Source organism: Novosphingobium sp. MBES04 (genome assembly GCF_000813185.1).
GTDB lineage: Bacteria > Pseudomonadota > Alphaproteobacteria > Sphingomonadales > Sphingomonadaceae > Novosphingobium > Novosphingobium decolorationis.
This window is the reverse complement of sequence record NZ_DF850488.1, coordinates 134,341-151,429: the sequence shown is the minus strand read 5'-3', so window position 1 is coordinate 151,429 and position 17,089 is coordinate 134,341. Positions and strand designations below refer to the sequence as shown.

Here is a 17,089-nt window from a genome sequence, read left to right as displayed (position 1 = left end):
AGAGTCCGGTTCCTCTGCTCCGTAAGAGCGGGTCCGTGAGAGAATCCCTATCACTCAAGGCGCTAAGTCTTTGTGTGGGGCTATGGTTTCCAAATGGTTTACGGCGCCTCGGGAGGCCTCGGAGTGCTGCGGTCGTGTTCGATCCAGCGGCCCGAGTTGCGATATTCGGGGCGCACGCGGGCGCCTGCGGGAAGCCCATCGGCCGCCGGTTCAGACGGGGAGGCCGTCGCGGAAAGGGGCGCGCTCCCGGGTGTGCCGATGGCAGGTGGTCCGGCGAGCGCCCTGGCGATGTCCTGATAGGCTTGCTGGATCGCGACCGGATCGCTTTGGGTTTCGGTAGTGGGCGTCAGGGCATTGGCGGCGGGGCTGCGGCGTTCGCTTGCCGGTTCCATACCCGCATAGAAGTAGCGGAACGTGGCCGCACGGCCGGCGGCGCCCTTGAAGCTGTAGAACCGGTGGGCACCAATGGTCGTCAGGGGCTGGAGGCTGGAGGCCCAGTACGGCGCCACTTGAAGGGTATGGTAATGGGTCGCGAGACCGGCGGGGGCATAGACATCGCCCGACAGCGCGCCCCTCGCCACCGTTTCGGCGCGGTTCCAGAAGTAGGTCGCCGGACGACGGGACAGGGAGCCATCGCAGGTGAAGGAGAACTGGCAGCCCGTGGCAAGCTCGGAGCCTTCGTAGACAACGCCGCACACGGTGTCGGGATAACTGGGGTGCGCGAGGCGGTTGAGGACGACCTGGGCGACGGCGCGCTGTCCGGCGTCGGGCTCGCTCGCGGCTTCGTAGTAGATCGCGCTGGTCAGGCATTGCAGCGCGCGGGAGCGGTCGGTCGGCGAACTGGTGAAGGGCAGGTCGAGGACGTGGAGGGGCTGTGCCGTAGGGTTCTGGCCGATGGCGTGCCCGACAATCGTGCCTGCCAGGCCATCACCCTGGACGCCTTGTCCGCTTCGAGATAGTAGAACGCCGAGCCCGGGAAGCTGGCCCCCGCCTGCTCGAACGGCATGGGATCGGGCGTGTGGTGCTGGGTGGCCGCGTTGGCGATGCGGAAGCGCTCCCAGGTGCCGGGCATGGCAAAGGCGGTCAGGGCGGCCAACGAGAGTACGGTTCCGATCCGCCTGGTGTAGGCGCGGCGCGGTGCGGCGGTGCGGGTGGTGAACCGGCGGGCCCGGCGCTTGCGGGCAAAGTGCCCCTGGAAGTCGGCAGGGCGGCCATCGCGTAAATCGGGCAGGGCAGGCACGCGCGACATGGGGTTTCGTTCCGGATCCTTGGTTCGCCTACCCCCTCCCCATATCGGGCAGGGGGCGAGCGTTGGCGACACTCTCTATACAATACGCATCGTGGGTCGCGGTCACGCCTGTGAGGCGCGTCCCACCTCGGTACATGGATCGAGTTCGCCAGATTAGGGGAAAGGCTTTAAGAAAGCCTCTGCAACCTGCCAAGATGGTTCCGCGCAATGATTGCAGGGCGAGAGGTCTTTGAGTTGCAATTTCCCCATGGCGCACCTAAAGGCCGCGCGCACGCCACGGGTTGCCTGCTCGCGTTGACGCGGGGGCAGGCCTAAGAGGGAAGCCGGTTGCAACTCCGGCGCTGCCCCCGCAACTGTGACCGGGGAGCATCCCCTCCATTCGCGCCACTGAGCAATCGGGAAGGCCGGACGGGGATGCATCGATCCGGAAAGCCAGGAGACCTGCCCGGGGTCGTCGTTTGCAAACCGGGCGAGGGGACCGGTGGGCAGCGGTATGGGGCGCCACTTCGGGACCGGCGCGATCCTTCCGCCATGAACGGCCACACGTTCAGGGGGTTCCGGAAGGGGTAAGACATGAAGAGCCGTTATTTCGTGGGCGCCGCATTGGGCGTGGTCCTCGCACCTGTCTGTGCGCAGGCCGCCGAGGCCGGACCGCTCGACGAGACGATTGTGGTTGCCGCGACGCGCACCGAGGTCCCGCTCAGCCAGGTCGGCCAGTCGGTCAGCGTGGTGACGCGCGAGGACATCGAGCGCACCCAGGCGACCACCGCCAGCGAAGTGCTGTCGCGCCTGCCGGGCCTGCAGGTCACCAATTCGGGCGGCTTCGGCCAGCCTTCCAGCGTGTTCATCCGCGGCGCCGACAACGCGCAGAGCCTGGTCCTGATCGACGGCGTGCGCGTCAATGATCCGGGCGACGTGGGCGGCGGTTTTGACTTCGGCGCGCTCACCATCGGCCAGTTCGACCGGGTCGAGGTGGTGCGCGGGTCCTCGGGCGTGCTCTACGGCAGTCGGGCCATCGGCGGTGTCATCAACCTTGTCACCCAGCGTCCCGAGGAAGAGTGGCACGGCCGCGCGAGCGCCGAATATGGCTGGCGTGATCGCCGCCAGGTCTCGGCCTCGGCAGCGGGCCTGGTCGGCCCGGTCGGCCTGACGGTGGGCGGCAACTGGCTCAAGGGCGATGGCTATTCCGCCTTCAACGAGGATCGCGGCGGCACCGAGAAGGACGGCTTTGAAAACAAGAGCCTGAACGCCCGCGCGCAGGTGGAGTTGACCGAGGGCCTCTCCATCGACGGCGGCACCTTCTGGACCCGCGCCAACTACGACTACGACAACACCGGCGCCGATGCGCTCAATGTCGGGTTCAAGCGCGATCTGACGGGCTATGCCAACATCCGCTACGCCGGGCTCGATGACCGCCTGCACGCGCGCGTGGGTTATGGCGTGGTCGACACGCGCCGCATCTCCGACGACGCGGCCTGGGGGCCTTACGAGACCAACGGCAAGAACGAGCGCTTCGAAGGCCAGGTCGATTTCACCCCCATCGAGGCGGTGACGCTGCTGCTGGGGGCGGAGACCGAGACGCAGGACTTCTCCGACACCTACGATTCCAACGATTCGATGACCATCGACAGCCTCTTTGCCAATCTGACGCTGCGTCCGGTGCGCGGGCTCACGCTGAACGGCGGGCTGCGCTACGATGACAATTCGCAGTTCGGTGACCGCACCACCTTTGCCGTCAACGGCGCCTATGCCTTCGCGGGCGAGGATGGCCCGGTCGTGCGCGCCAGCTACGGCGAAGGCTTCAAGGCGCCCTCGCTCTACCAGCTCTACACCAACGCGGGGTACCGCGCGCTCGAGGCAGAGACGTCCAAGAGCTGGGACGTCGGCGTGGAGCAGCCTTTCGCGGGCGGCGCCGGGCTCTTCTCGGTCACCTATTTCGATCGCAAGACGAAGAACATGATCGACTATGACATGGCCCAGTGGAACTACTACAACATCGGTCGGGCTCGGGCGAAGGGTGTGGAACTGGGCATGCAGGTGATCGACTGGCAGGGTTTCGACATGAACCTTGCCTATACCTACCTTGATGCCACCAACACGCTGACCGGGGCGCGCCTGCCGCGCCGCACCAAGAGCAACATGACCGCGAGCCTCGACAAGCGCTGGGACGTCAATGGCCACGGCGGCCTGCGCCTGGGTGCGGAGCTGCGCGTGGGCGGCGCGCGCTGGGACGATGCGGCGCAGACCTACTACGTCGAAGGCAACACGGTCGTGAACCTGCGCGGGTCCTTCGCGGTCACGCAGAACGTCGAGGTCTTCGCGCGCATGGAGAACCTCTTTGACGAGCACTACGAAGTGGTGCGCACCTACGGCACGCCGGGCCGCTCGGCCTATGCGGGTGTGCGCGTGAAGATGTGACCTGTACCGTTCCTCCTGCTTCCTGGCGTGCCGCTGCGGCGCGCGCAGGCTGGGCGCTCCTTGGCACGCTGCTGCTGAGCGCGTGCAGCGGCGCGCCCGCGCGCCCGCAGGAGCAGGGGGAAGGGGCGTCCTCGGGGGGGAGGCGGCCGAGCATCGTCTCGCTCAACCCCTGCACCGATGCCATCCTGGCCGAGGTCACCGCGCCCGGCCAGCTGCTCGCGATTTCCGGTTACAGCCACGATCCCTCCAGCACCTCGATGGGGCTGGAGGCTGCCGCGCGCTACCGCGGGGTCTCGGGTTCGGTCGAAGAGGTTGCCGCGCTCGCACCCGATGTCGTGGTGGCAGGGAGCTTCCTCGCCCCGCCGACCGCCAACGCCTTGCGCGATCTGGGCATCCGCGTTGTCCTTGAACCCATCGTCTCGGACGTGGCGGGCGCACGTGAGCAGGTGCGCATGCTGGCCGAATTGAGCGGGGACAAGGCGGCAGGCGAACGGCTTGTCGCGCGGATTGACGACGCGCTCAGGCGCAACGCCGCGCCGGCGGACTGGACCCCGGTTCCCTCGCTGGTCTGGGAATCGGCGGGGCTGGTCGCAGGCAACGACACCCTGGTGGTGGACCTTCTTGAACATTCCGGCTTCGTCAACAGCGCGGGCGCACGCGGGCTTGGGCAGGCTGAGTTTCTGCCTCTTGAACAGGTGCTTGCCGATCCGCCGCGCGTTATCTTCGCGGTCGGCAATCCGCGGGCCGAGGAGGACCGTATGCTCCATCATCCGGTTCTGGCCGATATGAAGAACACGCTGCGCATCCCGCTCTCGCGCTCGCTGATCTGGTGTGGCGGACCGACCGTGCCCCGTCTGCTCGACCGGCTGGGCCGCGCGCGCCGCGCCTGGCTTGGCCGTCACGTGGACACGCGCGAAGGCGCAGAGGACGCGGGGCACGCGAGGGGCTTTGTGCAGAAGGACACATGACCCAGTTTCGCCTCAACCTGTTGTTGCTCCTCGGGCTTGCCCTTGTTGTGCCGCTCTCGCTTCTTGCCGGACGCGTGTGGATCAACCCGCTTTCGCCCGAGACGCACAACGCCTCGCTCATCCTGATGCACCTGCGCCTGCCGCGCGCGGTCCTGGCCGTGACGCTGGGCGCGGGGCTTGGCCTGACGGGGGCGGCGATGCAGGCGTACCTGCGCAACCCGCTCGCCGATCCCGGGCTTTTCGGCATTGCGCCGGGCGCGGCGCTGGGCGCGGTGCTCAGTTTCTGGACCGGCTACGCGGCCTCGCCCTGGTTGCTCCCGGTCTTTGCTCTGCTGGGAGCTTCGGGCGCGATGCTGCTGCTCGCCCTCATTGCCGGGCGCGGCGGCGGGGTGGCCCTGTTCACGCTGGCGGGCCTCATGGTCTCCAGCCTTGCCGGGGCCCTGATGAGCCTGGCCATCAGTCTTTCGCCTTCGCCCTTCGCGATGACCGAGATCGTCACCTGGATGATGGGGGCGCTGGCCGACCGGTCCTGGCGCGAGGTCTGGATTGCCGTGCCCTGTACCCTGGCCGGTGCGGCGGCGATCTACGCCGCGCGGCGCAGCCTTGATGCCCTCACGCTGGGCGAGGTGGCGGCCCGTTCGCTCGGTGTTGATCCGCTGATCCTGCAGTTGCAGATCATTGCCGGGGTTGGTCTCATCATCGGGTCAGGTGTGGCGGTCGCCGGGATCATCGGTTTCGTCGGGCTCATGGTGCCGCACCTCGTGCGCCCCTTGACCGACCGGCGGCCGAGTTCGCTGCTGGTGCCGAGCGCGATTGCCGGGGCTCTGCTGCTGTTGGTCGCCGATTGTCTGTGCCGTATCCTCCCGCTCGCCAGCGGAGAGCTGCGTCTGGGCATCGCGCTCAGCCTTCTGGGAACGCCCTTTTTCCTTGTCCTGCTGCTGCGCATGCGCAAGGGGCTGAGCTGGTGAGCCTGGCGACGGAAAACCTGTGCGTGGGCGAGCGCTTGCGCAACGTTTCGATCCAGTGCCGTCGCGGCATGGTCACCGCGATCTGTGGCCCCAATGGGGCGGGCAAGTCGACGCTGCTGTCCTGTCTTGCGGACCTGCAGGAGGCCAGTTCGGGCCGGGTCATTCTGGGTGAGCAGCCCATGCGTTTCAAATCCCCGCGCGAGCGGGCGCAGTGGCTGGGCTATCTGCCCCAGGCCCCCGATGTGGCCTGGGACGTGGCGGTGGAGGTGCTCGTCTCGCTGGGCCGTCTGCCCTGGAGCGATGCGCCGGCCGGGGAAAACGCAAAGGCCATCGAGGCTGCCATTTCGGCGATGGACCTGGAAGAGCTGCGGCATCGCCCGGTTTCGCGCTTGTCCGGTGGTGAGCGGGCACGGGCGCTCATGGCCCGCGTGCTGGCGACGCAGCCCGGCTGGCTTCTGGCCGATGAACCACTCGCCAGTCTGGACCTGGGCCACGCGGCGGCGCTGATGCGCCGTTTCCGGCAGCAGGCGCAGCAGGGGCGCGGCGTGGTGCTGGTCCTTCATGATCTTGCCACCGCGATGAACCATGCCGATTGCGTGGTCGTGCTCGACAAGGGCGAGGTCGTCGCCGAGGGGCCGCCCGAGACCGCGCTGACCCGCGAGATTGTCAGCCGCGTCTGGAAGTGCCGTGCCCAGTGGCTGGGCGATCCGGGCGAACGTGCGCTTTCGATTGCCTCGCCCTCGCCGGCGAGCGAGCGGGGGATGCGCATCCTCGACTAGATGATCCGGCCGTGGGAACGCGGCTGCGAGCACACGAAAAAGGGGCAGCAGGCGTGGCGCCTCCTGCCCCTTTTTCATTTCGTAGCGGATCTGAAGTCCTACTTCTCCGACAGGCCGCGCGCCTCGAGCATCGGTCCGATCTCGGGATCGTGGCCGGTGAAGTCGCGGTAGAGCACGTCGAGGTCCTTCGAATGGCCCTGACCCAGGAAGCTCGCGCGGATGTGATCGCCGTTGGCGCGGGTCATGCCACCATGCTTGGCAACCCAGTCCCAGCCATCGTGGGCAAGCAGCTCGGTCCAGATGTACGAGTAGTACCCCGAGGCATAGCCGTTGTCCCAGATATGGCGGAAGTACGGCGTGCGGTAGCGCGGCGGGATGAGATCGCTGCGAAGACCCATCGAGTAGAGCGCCTGCTTTTCGAACGCCATCGGGTCCTGCGCAGCCTCTTGCGGGCTCAGTGTGTGCCACTTGATGTCGAGCATGGCCGCTTCCAGAGTCTCGCCAAAGCCCACCGACTGGTTGAACTTGGATGCCGCGTTGATCTTGTCGATCGTGCCTTCGGGAAGCGGGGCGCCGGTCTCGTAATGCTTGGCGTAATGGGCCAGCACTTCCGGGACGGTCGCGAAGTTCTCGTTGAACTGGCTCGGGAACTCCACGAAGTCGCGGGCGGTATTGGTGCCCGAGAGCGCAGGGTAGGTCTGACTTGCGAAGAAGCCGTGGAGCGCGTGGCCGAATTCGTGGAACATCGTGGTCACGTTGTCCCAGCTTGCCAGCGCCGGCTCACCCTCGGCGGGCGGATCGATGTTGAGCGTGTTGGCGATGACCGGCGTGTTGCCGAGGAGGTCGGACTGCTCGACGAAGTTGTTCATCCACGCACCACCGCGCTTGGAGGGGCGCGAGAACGGGTCGAAGTAGAACAGGCCGAGCGCGCTGCCGTCCTTGTCGGTCACTTCGTAGACGCGCATCGTCTCGTGGTAGACGGGAATGTCGGTGCGGCGCTTGAAGCTGAGGCCATAGGTCTGGCTCGCGGCGTAGAACACGCCATTCTCCAGCACGTTGTAGACCTCGAAGTAAGGCTTGATCGCGCTTTCATCGAGGTCGTACTTCGCCTTGCGCACCTTCTCGGCGTAGTAGGTCCAGTCCCAGGGCTGCAGCGTTGTCACGCCATCGGCCTTGGCGGCATCGAGCAGAAGCGCGGCTTCGCGGTCCTGCGTCGTGCGCAATGCGGGCGTGAAGCCGGTCATGAACGCCATCGCCTTTTCCGGCGTGTTGATCATGCGGTCGTACATCTGGAAGGTGCCGAAGTTCGGCTGGCCCAGCAGCTCGGCCTTCTTCGCGCGCAGCGTGGCCAGCTTCGTCACGATGCCGGTGGTGTCGAATTCATCGCCCGAGGAGGCGCGGTTGATGCTCTCCTCGAAGACGCGGCGGCGGCTGTCGCGGTTGGTCAGGCTGGCGAGCACGGGCTGCTGGGTGAAGTTGATCAGCGGCAGCACGTACTTGCCCGGCTTGCCTTCCTCCTTGGCGCGCTTGGCGGCAGACGAAATCTGCCCCTCGGTAAGTCCGGCGAGCTCTTCGGCGCTGTCGAAGACGACGGCGTGGGCGTTGTTGGCCTGGGTCAGCTGCTGCGCGAACTCGGTCTCCAGCTTGGAGATCTGCGTGTTCATCGCCTTGAGTTCGGCCTTCTTCGCGGCCGAGAGGAGTGCGCCGCGGTGGACGAACTTGGCGTACTCGGTCTTGAGCAGCATCGCGTCCTCGCCGGTCAGGGCCTGGCCCGCGGCGCTGTCGTGGACCGCCTTGACCCGGGCGAAGAGCTTGGGGTCGAGGTAGATGTCGTCCTGCATGGAGGAGATCTGCGGCGAGACCGCGGTGTCGATGGCGTCGAGCGTGTCGTTGGTGGCCGCCGAAGTGAGCTGGCCGAAGACATTGTAGACGCGGTCGTAGAGGACGCCCGCGCGCTGCATGGCGACCAGCGTGTTCTCGAAGGTCGGCGCTTCGGGATTGTCGGCAATGGCCTTCATCTCGGCGCGCTTCTGAGCGATGCCCGCCTCGATTGCGGGCTGCCAGTCGGTATCGCGGATCTTCGTGAAGTCCGGGGCCTGGAAGGGCAGCGTGCTCGGCTGGGCGAAGATCCCGTCGTAGGCGGTATCGCTCGCGGCATGTGCGGTGGAGATCGTCATGGCAGCTGTTCCCGAAAGGGCAAGAGTGGCGAGGACAGCGGGCGCTGCGGCTGCAAGGAGCCGTTTCTTCATCAGGTCATTCTCCGAAGGGTCTTCAGGCATGCGACGGGGGATTATGGGGGAGGCGTGCCGGCGTTCTTTTCTGTGCCGGGTTGCCCGCCTGAAGACTATGTCATGGGCGGCAATCAAGCGTGGCGGCGGGGCCTTTGCAAGTCCGATCTGAGGCAGGATGACCCGGTTGCACAGATCGTTGCTCCGGCCTCATTTGTGTGTTCGGTGGTGCCATGTGGAGACATGATCTTGCGTGCGTGGGGGCAAGGTGTGGCCTGAGGCCGACGCACGACAACCGCTAGGGCGGGCGAGCACCCCGGCGGTGTCGGGACATGTTCGATGGAAGGGGGGAGAGTAGGCCCTAGGGGCCCGGCTGTCAGAGCTTGCGGAAGCGCCCCTGGCTCCAGATGCGCAATTCGGACGTCTCGGTGTCCTTGCGCGCGCGGTCTTCGCGTTCACGATCCAGGATGAGCGATCCGGTCTTCCGGCTGAAGCTCGAGCGGCGGAACGGCATTTCGGCTCCGATGTTCATTATTTTTCTCCTCTATCCAGAGAGGAGAACGTGGCTGGGGCGGGATGGGTTCCCGGCGGCTGGCATATTTTTCGCTTCTAGGCGCGCAGACCTGAAACGCCAATCTTGCGAGGGCCCATGCCGATCTACGATTTTCGCTGCCCGTCCTGCTCTGCCGAGTTTGAACTGCTGGTGCGTTCGGGCGAGGCGGTGGCGTGCCCGCGCTGCGGTGGCGGAGATCTCAACCGATTGGTTTCGCGCGTTTCCCCACCGGGAAAGTCCAAAGCGCTCGCGGCAGCAGGTCGAGCCGCGGCGAAGCGGGAAGGGCATCTGAGCAACTTCTAGGCGCCGCCTCCCTCCCGCCGCGCGCGGACCGGCCTTGGGCAGAAGTACGACACGCTCGTGTCGTCTTTGCGACATGGCTTTGCGTGTCGCAGGAAAGTCAGAGCGCGCCGACGCCGCGTTCGAACTGGCGTTGCAGGTTGCCGAGCGTGCGGGAGTCAATCGCGGGGATCTTGCGGGCAGGCTTGCCTTCGCGCAGACGCGCGCGGTCCTTTGCGTCGGGTTCGACCCGGCGCACGCGCACGGCGGCGACGCCCTTGGCGCGGATGCCCAGTTCCTCGGCCGCGCCGCGTGAGAGGTCGATGATGCGCGAGCGCGCAGCAAACGGCCCCCGATCGTTGACCCGCACGAGGATGCGCCGCCCGGTGTCGAGCGCGGTGACCTCGACGTAGGTCGGCAGCGGCAGGTCGCGGTGCGCGGCGGTGATCCAGGCCGGGTGGAACTTCTCCCCGTTGGCGGTCTGGCTGCCGCTTTCACTGCCGTACCACGCGGCATAGCCGAGCATGTCGTAGTCGGGCTGTGCACGCGGCGTGTAGCGTTCCCCGCGCACCTGGTAGCTGGGACCGATGCGCACGGGGCTGTCGCTGACCGGGCGGTATTTCGTGCCGCCCCCGCAGGCGCTCAGGGCGAGGCAGGTGAGGGCGGCGGTGAGGGGAAGGGCGCGCACGAGGAGGCTCAGTTGCGTTCGGCCGCGCTTTCCTCGCGCCGGGCCTTGAATTCAGAGCCGGCCTTCCATTGCGGCCAGCGCGGCGTGCTCGCCAGTTCCCATCCGATCTGGCCGATGAGGTCGATGTCCTGCACCGCGCCCGCGAGGTCCCAGTCCGGGCCGATGGCATCGCAGGCCTGGTGGTAGCAGTCACCCGTGTAGGCATCGATCCAGGCCTGGCCTGCCTCACGTCCGCCGTCTTCGAGATCGGCGGCTCCGGCAATACCCATGAGCAGCATCACAGGAACGCCGCGCTTGGCGAAGGAGAAGTGGTCGGCGCGGTAGAACAGCCCGCGTTCGGGCAGGCCCTCGGGCGTGACGGTGCGTCCTTGCGTGGCGGCTACGCGCGCCATGTCGTCTTCCAGCGTGTTCTGCCCTTCGCCAACGAGGATCACGTCCTTCGCAGGGCCCGCGGTCTGGAGAATGTCGATGGCAAGGTTGGCCACGGTCTTCTCGAGCGGGAGGACGGGATTGGCCGCGTAGTATTCCGAGCCCAGGAGGCCGCGCTCCTCGGCGGTCCAGGCGGCGAAGACGACCGAGCGTGCGGGCGCGGGACGCGCCTTCATGACGCGCGCGATGTCGAGCAGCGCGGCGACGCCCAGCGCATCGTCGTTGGCGCCTGCACGGTAGATGCGGCCCAGTTCGTCGGGCTGGCCCTTGCCGTAGGCGTCCCAGTGCGCGCCATAGATCACGGCCTCGTCGGGGCGGGTGGTGCCCGGGATCTTGCCTAGCACGTTGTGGCTGGTGATTTCCTCGTGGGTGACCGGAACATCGGCGGAGAAAGTTACGCCTTCCAGCGGCACGGGGCGAAAGTCCTTCGAGCGCGCCTGTGCCTGGAGGGCCGCCAGATCGAGCCCGGCGCGGGTGAAGAGGTCCTGCGCGGTCGCGCCCGACATCCAGCCCTGGAGTTGGAGCGGGGTCACTTCGCCTGCGGGCTTGACCACGTCGAAGTTCTCGCCGCCCGGGCTCTCGACGACGTTCCAGCCGTAGCCCGCACCTTCGGTCTCGTGGATCACCAGCGCGCCGACCGCGCCCTGCCGTTCCGCTTCCTCGAACTTGTAGCGCCAGCGCCCGTAGTAGGTCATCGTGCGCCCGCCGAACTTGCCATAGGGATCCATGTCCGGGGTGGCGTTGAAGTCGGGGTCGTTGACGAGGAAGACGAGGACCTTGCCGGTAAGGTCCATGCCCTTGAAGTCGTCCCATTCGCGTTCGGGCGCATCAACGCCGTAGCCTACGAAGACGACCGGTGCCTTGGCGAGGACCGCGCAGTCCTCGCTGCGCAGGGTCGAGACGTAGATGTCCTTGGTCTGATCGACGGCAAGTTCGCCTTTCGGTGTGGCGAAGGAAAGCGTGCGTGCCTTGCCGAGCGCTGTGTGGAGGAGGGGGACGGGCTGGACCCAGCTGCCGTCCGGCCCGGCCGGTTCAAGGCCGAGGTCCTGCATGCGCGCGATGAGGTAGCCGATGGTGCGGTCATCGCCGCGCGTACCCGGCGCGCGCCCTTCAAAGACGTCTTGCGTCAGGGTCGTCACATCGCGCGCGATCCGCGCCGCATCGACCGAGATGGCAGGCGGCGTGGGCGAATTTGCCTGCGCGGGCGTTGAGACAAGGGGGCTCGCGGCCAGCGCCAGGGCCAGCGTCAGAAGGGACCGGGTGTGCATGACAGGCATAGTAAGCCGCGCGAAACAGGACACAAGCGCGCAGCGAAACGCAGTGTGCACAGATGCGCACGGCGACTGGAGGACGTGTCGCGGTGGGCTGCGGCAACCGGCTTTCTCCTCATCCGTTTAGGAGCGCGATGGGCCGCGCACACCTACGGCCTGCAACCTGGAGCCCTTTCGGTCGTGATGTCCCGTTTCCTGCGTTCGATGATGCCTATTCTCCTGCTTGTGCTCCCCGCCTTGCCGCTGGCCGCGCAGGAAAGCTCGCCCGTGGCGCAAGCTGCCGATGCGGTGACACCCGATGCACCGGACGAGAACGCCAACGCAGACGGGCAGGCTCCGGCCCCGCAGGAGCCCGTGTCCGATCCCTATGGGCGGACCACGCCGCGTTCGATGGTGCAGGGCCTGATCGAGGCGCTGGCGGCCGGAGACGATGCGCGGGTCGACCGCTTCTTCGAGGATGCCGAGCATGGCGCCGAACGGGCGCGCCAGTTGCAGGCGCTGCTCGACAAGGGGGGCTCGCTCAACACCTTCGCGGCGCTCTCAGACAAGCCCGAGGGCGTGCTCGACGATGACCTGCCGGCCGAGCAGGAATATGTCGGGCACCTGGGCGATGAGGGCAAGACACCGATCATGCTCACGCGCACGCAATCGCCCGAAGGGGCCATGATCTGGCAGGTCTCGCGCCAGACGGGCGACATCGTGGGGCGGCTGAACCCGGAAACCACCTCGCCCGAGGAAAGCGGCGAACTGACCGTGGCCGGTGCCAGCGTGACCGATTGGGGCGTGCTGATCGGACTGGCCGCGGCCGTGTTCGTCGGCTTTCAGCTGATCTCGATGGCGCTCGTGGCGATTGCCGAGCGGCTGGTGCGCGGACCTACGGCCGAGGCGGGCGTTGCCTTCGCGCGCGCGGCGATGCCGCCGTTCAGCCTGTTCCTGGCCACGGTCGTCTTCCAGCTCTGGGCGGACAGCCTGCCGGTCTCGATCATCGCGCGCCAGTTCATGCTCAAGTACATCGGGCTCTTTGCCGCCGCCGCGCTGACCTGGCTGCTGGTACGCCTGATCGATGCGATCTCGCGCACGGTCATCACCCGCATGGAGGCGCGCGGGCAGCGCCAGGTCGTCTCTGTCGCCTCGCTGCTGCGCCGTGCGGCCAAGATTCTGCTCCTCTTCGGGGTCCTCGTTGCCATCCTCGATACGTTCGGGATCGACGTGACGACGGGTATCGCGGCGCTGGGTATCGGCGGTATCGCTCTTGCGTTGGGCGCGCAGAAGACGGTCGAGAACTTCGTCGGCTCGGTCTCGCTCATTGCCGACAAGCCGGTGCAGATCGGCGACTTCTGCAAGATCGGCGATATCCTGGGCACGGTCGAGGACATCGGCATCCGCTCCACCCGTATTCGCACGCTGGCGCGCACGGTCGTCACCATTCCCAATGGCGACCTGTCCTCGCAGAACATCGAGAACTACGCCAAGCGCGACCGCTTCCTGTTCAACCCCACCGTGGGGGTGGAATACGGCATTGGTTCGGCCAAGCTGCTGGAAGCTGTCGAGATCGTGGAAGGCGTGCTGGAGGAGCACGAGCGCATCGCCAAGCCAGGCCACCGTGCGCGCTTCGTGGCCTTCGGTGCCAGTTCGCTCGACATCGAGGTCTTCGCCTACATCGAGGCCGCGGACTATGACGAAAGCCTGGTGATCCAGCAGGACCTCCTCTTGATGATCTTTGCGCGGCTGGAGAAGGAGGGGATCGGTATCGCCTTCCCGACCCGCACGCTGCACCTCGTGCGCGAGGGGGGCGAAGAGGCGCTGGCCCGCGCGAAGCCCGACACCAGCCTTGCCGACACCCACCGCGAGGGGACGCAGGCCGTGCCCAAGGGACCTCCCCCCTCGCAGGTGCAGGACAGCGAGGACGACGACGGCGAAGATTGAAGGCGGGGAGGACTAAGGGGACGAGGCCTGAAGGCGGCGCCCCGGCGTAGAGCGTGGGCGCGCGCTTGACCGCGGGCGCGCCACGGTCCATCGCCTGCTCCATGATCGCTCGCACGCTTCGCACCGCCGCCCTTGGCGCGGCTTCCCTCGCCCTTGTCCTGCCCACCCTCGCAACCTCGGCGGCGCCTGCCCGGGACACGCTCGACACCATGGCCAACGACCAGGTGGACGCATACGACTGGGTGCGTCCGCAGGCCGACTATGTCCGGCGCGAAGTCATGGTGCCGATGCGCGATGGGACGAAGCTCTTTACCGTCATCGTCTACCGCAAGGGGACGAGCGACGGGCCCATCCTGCTCAGCCGCACGCCCTATAACGCGGGCCGGGCGACGAGCCGCAACCGCAGCCAGAAGATCGAGGAAATCCTGCCCGTCATGGACAAGGAGTTCGTCAACGATGGCTACATCCGCGTCTACCAGGACGTGCGCGGGCTGGATGGTTCGCAGGGCGACTATGTGATGAACCGGCCCCTGCGCGGACCGCTCAATCCCACCAAGGTCGATCACGCGACCGATGCCTACGACACGATCGACTGGCTGGTGAAGAACGTGAAGGAAAGCAACGGCAAGGTCGGGATCATCGGGTCCTCGTACCTGGGCTTTACCTCGCTCATGGCGCTGATCGATCCGCACCCCGCGCTCAAGGCCTCGGTGCCGCAGAGCCCGATGGTCGATGGCTGGATGGGCGATGACTGGTTCCACAACGGCGCCTTCCGCACCTTCGGCTATGACTACGATCTCTCGCAGACGGTCGCCAAGGGTGGTGGCTCGGTGCCGCGCGGCTCGGGCGAGGACTACGCGGCCTATCTGAAGGCCGGCTCGGCCTACGACTACGCCAAGGCTTACGGGCTGCTGGATATCCCCGCGATCCGCAAGGTTCTGGAGCATCCCTCCTACGATGCCTGGTGGCAGGGACAGGCGGTCGACAAGCTGCTCGCCGCGCGTCCGCTGAGTGTCCCCACGATGCTGGTCGTCGGCCAGTGGGACCAGGAAGACAGCTACGGCGCGCCTGCCGTCTACAAGGCGCTGGAGCCCAAGGACACCAACAACGACATGGTGAGCCTGGTGATCGGCCCCTGGCGCCATTCGCAGGTGAACTATGAGGCGCGTTCACTTGGCGCGCTGGACTGGGAGGGCGATACCGGCCTCCAGTTCCGCACGCGCTGGATGAAGCCCTTTCTTGATTGCCATCTCAAGACCGATGCGCCCGCCTGCGACACCCCGCCGGTGCTGACCTATGCGACGGGTACCAACCGCTGGGAGGTCTCGCAGGAATGGCCGGGCGGCGCCTATACGCCGCTCTACCTTGCCAAGGACTTCGGTCTTTCGTGGAGCAAGCCGGAAGCAGGCGAGGACAGCTACGTCTCCGATCCGGCCAAGCCCGTCCCCATGCTCCCGCGCCCGATCCACATGAGCGGGGAGGAATGGCGCACCTGGCTGGTGCAGGACCAGCGTTTTGCCGAAAGCCGCACCGACGTGCTGAGCTACGCGACCGAAGCCCTCGCGCAGCCTGTCCACATCAAGGGCGCGCCCAAGGTGGACCTGCACGCCTTCACCAGCGGCGAGGACAGCGATTTCGTGGTCAAGCTGATCGACGTCTACCCCGAGGAATATTCGGAGAAGCCGCAGATGGCGGGCTACCAGTTGCCGATGGGGATCGAGATCTTCCGCGGGCGCTACGTCCACGGTTTTGCGACCCCTGCGCCGCTGGAGCCGGGCAAGAGCTATAACTTCAAATGGTCGCTTCCCAACGTCGACCATGTCTTCCTGCCCGGACACCGCATCATGGTGCAGGTCCAGTCGAGCCTGTTCCCGCTCTATGACCGCAACCCGCAAGGCTGGGCGCCTTCGATCATGAAGGCGCAGCCGCAGGACTACAAGAAGGCGACCGAAACCGTGCAGCGCGGCGGCGAAGCCGCGAGCGCGGTCTGGCTTCCGGTCGTCCAGGAGGACTGAGGTTCTCGCTCAGGCGTAGTCGTACGTTCCCCCAGCCTCCAGCGCGCGCTGGTAGGCCGGGCGGTCGTGAAGAGTGTCGAGCCACTGGCTGATGTGCGGATGGCTCTGCGCATCAAGGCCTGCCAGCACGCGGGCGGCTTCCAATGGAAAGCTCATCATCACGTCCGCCGCGGTCAGCTCGTCGCCTGCGAACCAGGGGCGTGCGACCAGTTCGCTCTCCACGAAGTCCAGATGCAGCGTGATCATCGGCTGGATTTTCTTCGCCGCCATCTTCCCCATGATCGGGATGCGCCCGATGATGAGCTTGAGGAGAAGCGGGACCATCATCGAGGCTTCGGCGTAGTGGAGGAACTGGCGGTAGCGCAGCTTGTCCTCCAACCCTGTGGGCGCGCCCATGCGCCCTCCGGCAAGATCGACCAGGTATTCGCAGATCGCCGCGCTCTCGATCAGCGTGCGGCCCTCGTGCTCGATCACCGGCGACTTTCCCAGCGGATGCACGCGGCGCAGTTCGGGCGGTGCGAGCATCGTCCTGGCGTTGCGCTCGTAGCGGCGGATCTCATAAGGGAGGCCCAGTTCCTCCAGCATCCAGATGACTCGCTGCGAGCGCGAGTTGTTGAGGTGGTGGACGGTGATCATCAAGGCCTCTCCCGGTTTGTGCATTTCGTGTCGTGGGGCCCACGCTTGGGATTGGGGGCGGGCGCCCCCTACAGCAAGGCCGCCCCGGTAAAGTACCGGAGCGGCCCTGATCGTGTCATCAGCGAACCGATGTCATCGCCAGTGTGTGCGGATCAGCGGCACTGGATGTCGTCGCGGCTGATCTCGCGGCCTGCCAGCGCGCCGCCACCCGCGCCCAGCAGCGTGCCGAGCGTCTTGGAGCCATCAGGCGCAATGAGGTTGCCCAGAACGCCGCCGGCCAGACCGCCGATGATGGCGCCTTCGGTGCCGTCCTTGCGCTTGCAGTAGTAGTGCCCGTCGCGCGCGCGGTAGATGCGGTCGCTGTCACCCAGGCGATAGCCGCGCGAGGAGCCGTAACGATCGTTGTAGCCATAGCCGCCGCGGCCGTAGCGGTCCGAGGCACAGGCGCCGAGCGCCATCGAGAGCGTCGCGAGGGCGAGGATGGGGGCGTATTTCACGAGACAAGTCCTTTGTTATGCGAAGGGGGCGCTTGGCCTTGTCGGCGTGGCCCTCGTGCGACCTTCGGGGGAACGTTGGGGGTGTGCCGGAACAAGGCGCCAAGTCAGATTTTGTTCCCGCGTTGAATTTTTGGGAGCGCTCAAAGGAGCCGATGAAGCGGTGAGCAGGCCACCCCGCCACCCTG

The 17,089-nt window shown here is 66.7% G+C and carries 15 protein-coding genes and 1 riboswitch; of the genes, 7 read left to right on the top strand and 8 right to left on the bottom strand.

Annotated features, from left to right (window positions below; translation table 11 throughout):
• Window positions 1–98: 98 nt before the first annotated feature.
• Together MBENS4_RS26280 and MBENS4_RS26275 are read right to left on the bottom strand one after the other, a co-directional pair.
• Complete coding sequence (locus MBENS4_RS26280) at window positions 99–794, bottom strand: cell wall hydrolase (RefSeq protein ID WP_242404909.1); 696 nt, start codon at window positions 792–794, stop codon at window positions 99–101.
• Between the two features lie 8 nt (window positions 795–802).
• Window positions 803–1,249, bottom strand: coding sequence for a hypothetical protein (locus MBENS4_RS26275; RefSeq protein WP_052321909.1), 447 nt, complete (start codon window positions 1,247–1,249; stop codon window positions 803–805).
• 261 nt (window positions 1,250–1,510) lie between these two features.
• A riboswitch (cobalamin riboswitch) is annotated at window positions 1,511–1,712 on the top strand.
• A gap of 110 nt (window positions 1,713–1,822) precedes the next feature.
• Here MBENS4_RS26275 and MBENS4_RS00555 point away from each other — a divergent pair.
• The 4 genes from MBENS4_RS00555 to MBENS4_RS00540 are packed head-to-tail and all read left to right on the top strand — an operon-like array spanning window position 1,823 to window position 6,382.
• Complete coding sequence (locus tag MBENS4_RS00555; RefSeq protein WP_039388025.1) at window positions 1,823–3,667, top strand: TonB-dependent receptor domain-containing protein; 1,845 nt, start codon at window positions 1,823–1,825, stop codon at window positions 3,665–3,667.
• Entirely contained in the window at window positions 3,664–4,635 is a 972-nt protein-coding gene (locus tag MBENS4_RS00550; protein WP_084591901.1) for an ABC transporter substrate-binding protein, read from the top strand. The genes MBENS4_RS00555 and MBENS4_RS00550 overlap by 4 nt, the downstream gene beginning before the upstream one ends.
• Window positions 4,632–5,603, top strand: coding sequence for a FecCD family ABC transporter permease (locus MBENS4_RS00545; RefSeq protein WP_039388023.1), 972 nt, complete (start codon window positions 4,632–4,634; stop codon window positions 5,601–5,603). Before MBENS4_RS00550 ends, MBENS4_RS00545 begins: the two co-directional genes overlap by 4 nt.
• A complete protein-coding gene (locus MBENS4_RS00540; RefSeq protein WP_039388021.1) occupies window positions 5,600–6,382 on the top strand; it encodes an ABC transporter ATP-binding protein in 783 nt (260 codons plus the stop codon). The genes MBENS4_RS00545 and MBENS4_RS00540 overlap by 4 nt, the downstream gene beginning before the upstream one ends.
• A gap of 98 nt (window positions 6,383–6,480) precedes the next feature.
• Here MBENS4_RS00540 and MBENS4_RS00535 read toward each other — a convergent pair whose 3' ends face one another.
• Together MBENS4_RS00535 and MBENS4_RS26030 are read right to left on the bottom strand one after the other, a co-directional pair.
• The gene (locus tag MBENS4_RS00535) at window positions 6,481–8,631 is read right to left on the bottom strand and encodes a M3 family metallopeptidase (RefSeq protein WP_052322299.1); all 2,151 of its coding nucleotides are present in this window, start codon (window positions 8,629–8,631) and stop codon (window positions 6,481–6,483) included.
• 355 nt (window positions 8,632–8,986) lie between these two features.
• Window positions 8,987–9,142, bottom strand: a complete 156-nt coding sequence (locus MBENS4_RS26030; protein WP_199904323.1) for a hypothetical protein — start codon at window positions 9,140–9,142, stop codon at window positions 8,987–8,989.
• A 117-nt stretch (window positions 9,143–9,259) separates the two neighbouring features.
• Here MBENS4_RS26030 and MBENS4_RS24500 point away from each other — a divergent pair, with 117 nt between their 5' ends.
• Window positions 9,260–9,466, top strand: a complete 207-nt coding sequence (locus MBENS4_RS24500) for an FmdB family zinc ribbon protein (protein WP_084591900.1) — start codon at window positions 9,260–9,262, stop codon at window positions 9,464–9,466.
• Between the two features lie 97 nt (window positions 9,467–9,563).
• Here the strand turns inward: MBENS4_RS24500 and MBENS4_RS00530 are convergent, their stop codons facing one another.
• Both MBENS4_RS00530 and MBENS4_RS00525 read right to left on the bottom strand, forming a co-directional pair.
• Window positions 9,564–10,130, bottom strand: coding sequence for a septal ring lytic transglycosylase RlpA family protein (locus MBENS4_RS00530; RefSeq protein ID WP_039388019.1), 567 nt, complete (start codon window positions 10,128–10,130; stop codon window positions 9,564–9,566).
• 8 nt (window positions 10,131–10,138) lie between these two features.
• Window positions 10,139–11,827: a M28 family metallopeptidase gene (locus tag MBENS4_RS00525; RefSeq protein ID WP_144400816.1), complete on the bottom strand. Its 1,689-nt coding sequence runs from the start codon at window positions 11,825–11,827 to the stop codon at window positions 10,139–10,141.
• A gap of 186 nt (window positions 11,828–12,013) precedes the next feature.
• On the opposite strand from MBENS4_RS00525, the gene MBENS4_RS00520 reads away from it, so the two are divergent.
• Complete coding sequence (locus MBENS4_RS00520; protein WP_199904322.1) at window positions 12,014–13,756, top strand: mechanosensitive ion channel family protein; 1,743 nt, start codon at window positions 12,014–12,016, stop codon at window positions 13,754–13,756.
• 101 nt (window positions 13,757–13,857) lie between these two features.
• Window positions 13,858–15,771 carry a CocE/NonD family hydrolase gene (locus MBENS4_RS00515; RefSeq protein ID WP_039391472.1) on the top strand — a complete coding sequence of 638 codons (1,914 nt, stop codon included), beginning with the start codon at window positions 13,858–13,860 and terminating at the stop codon, window positions 15,769–15,771.
• A 9-nt stretch (window positions 15,772–15,780) separates the two neighbouring features.
• Here MBENS4_RS00515 and MBENS4_RS00510 read toward each other — a convergent pair whose 3' ends face one another.
• Window positions 15,781–16,407, bottom strand: a complete 627-nt coding sequence (locus tag MBENS4_RS00510; protein WP_039388018.1) for a glutathione S-transferase family protein — start codon at window positions 16,405–16,407, stop codon at window positions 15,781–15,783.
• Between the two features lie 152 nt (window positions 16,408–16,559).
• Window positions 16,560–16,904, bottom strand: a complete 345-nt coding sequence (locus MBENS4_RS00505; RefSeq protein WP_039388016.1) for a glycine zipper 2TM domain-containing protein — start codon at window positions 16,902–16,904, stop codon at window positions 16,560–16,562.
• Window positions 16,905–17,089: the final 185 nt, after the last annotated feature.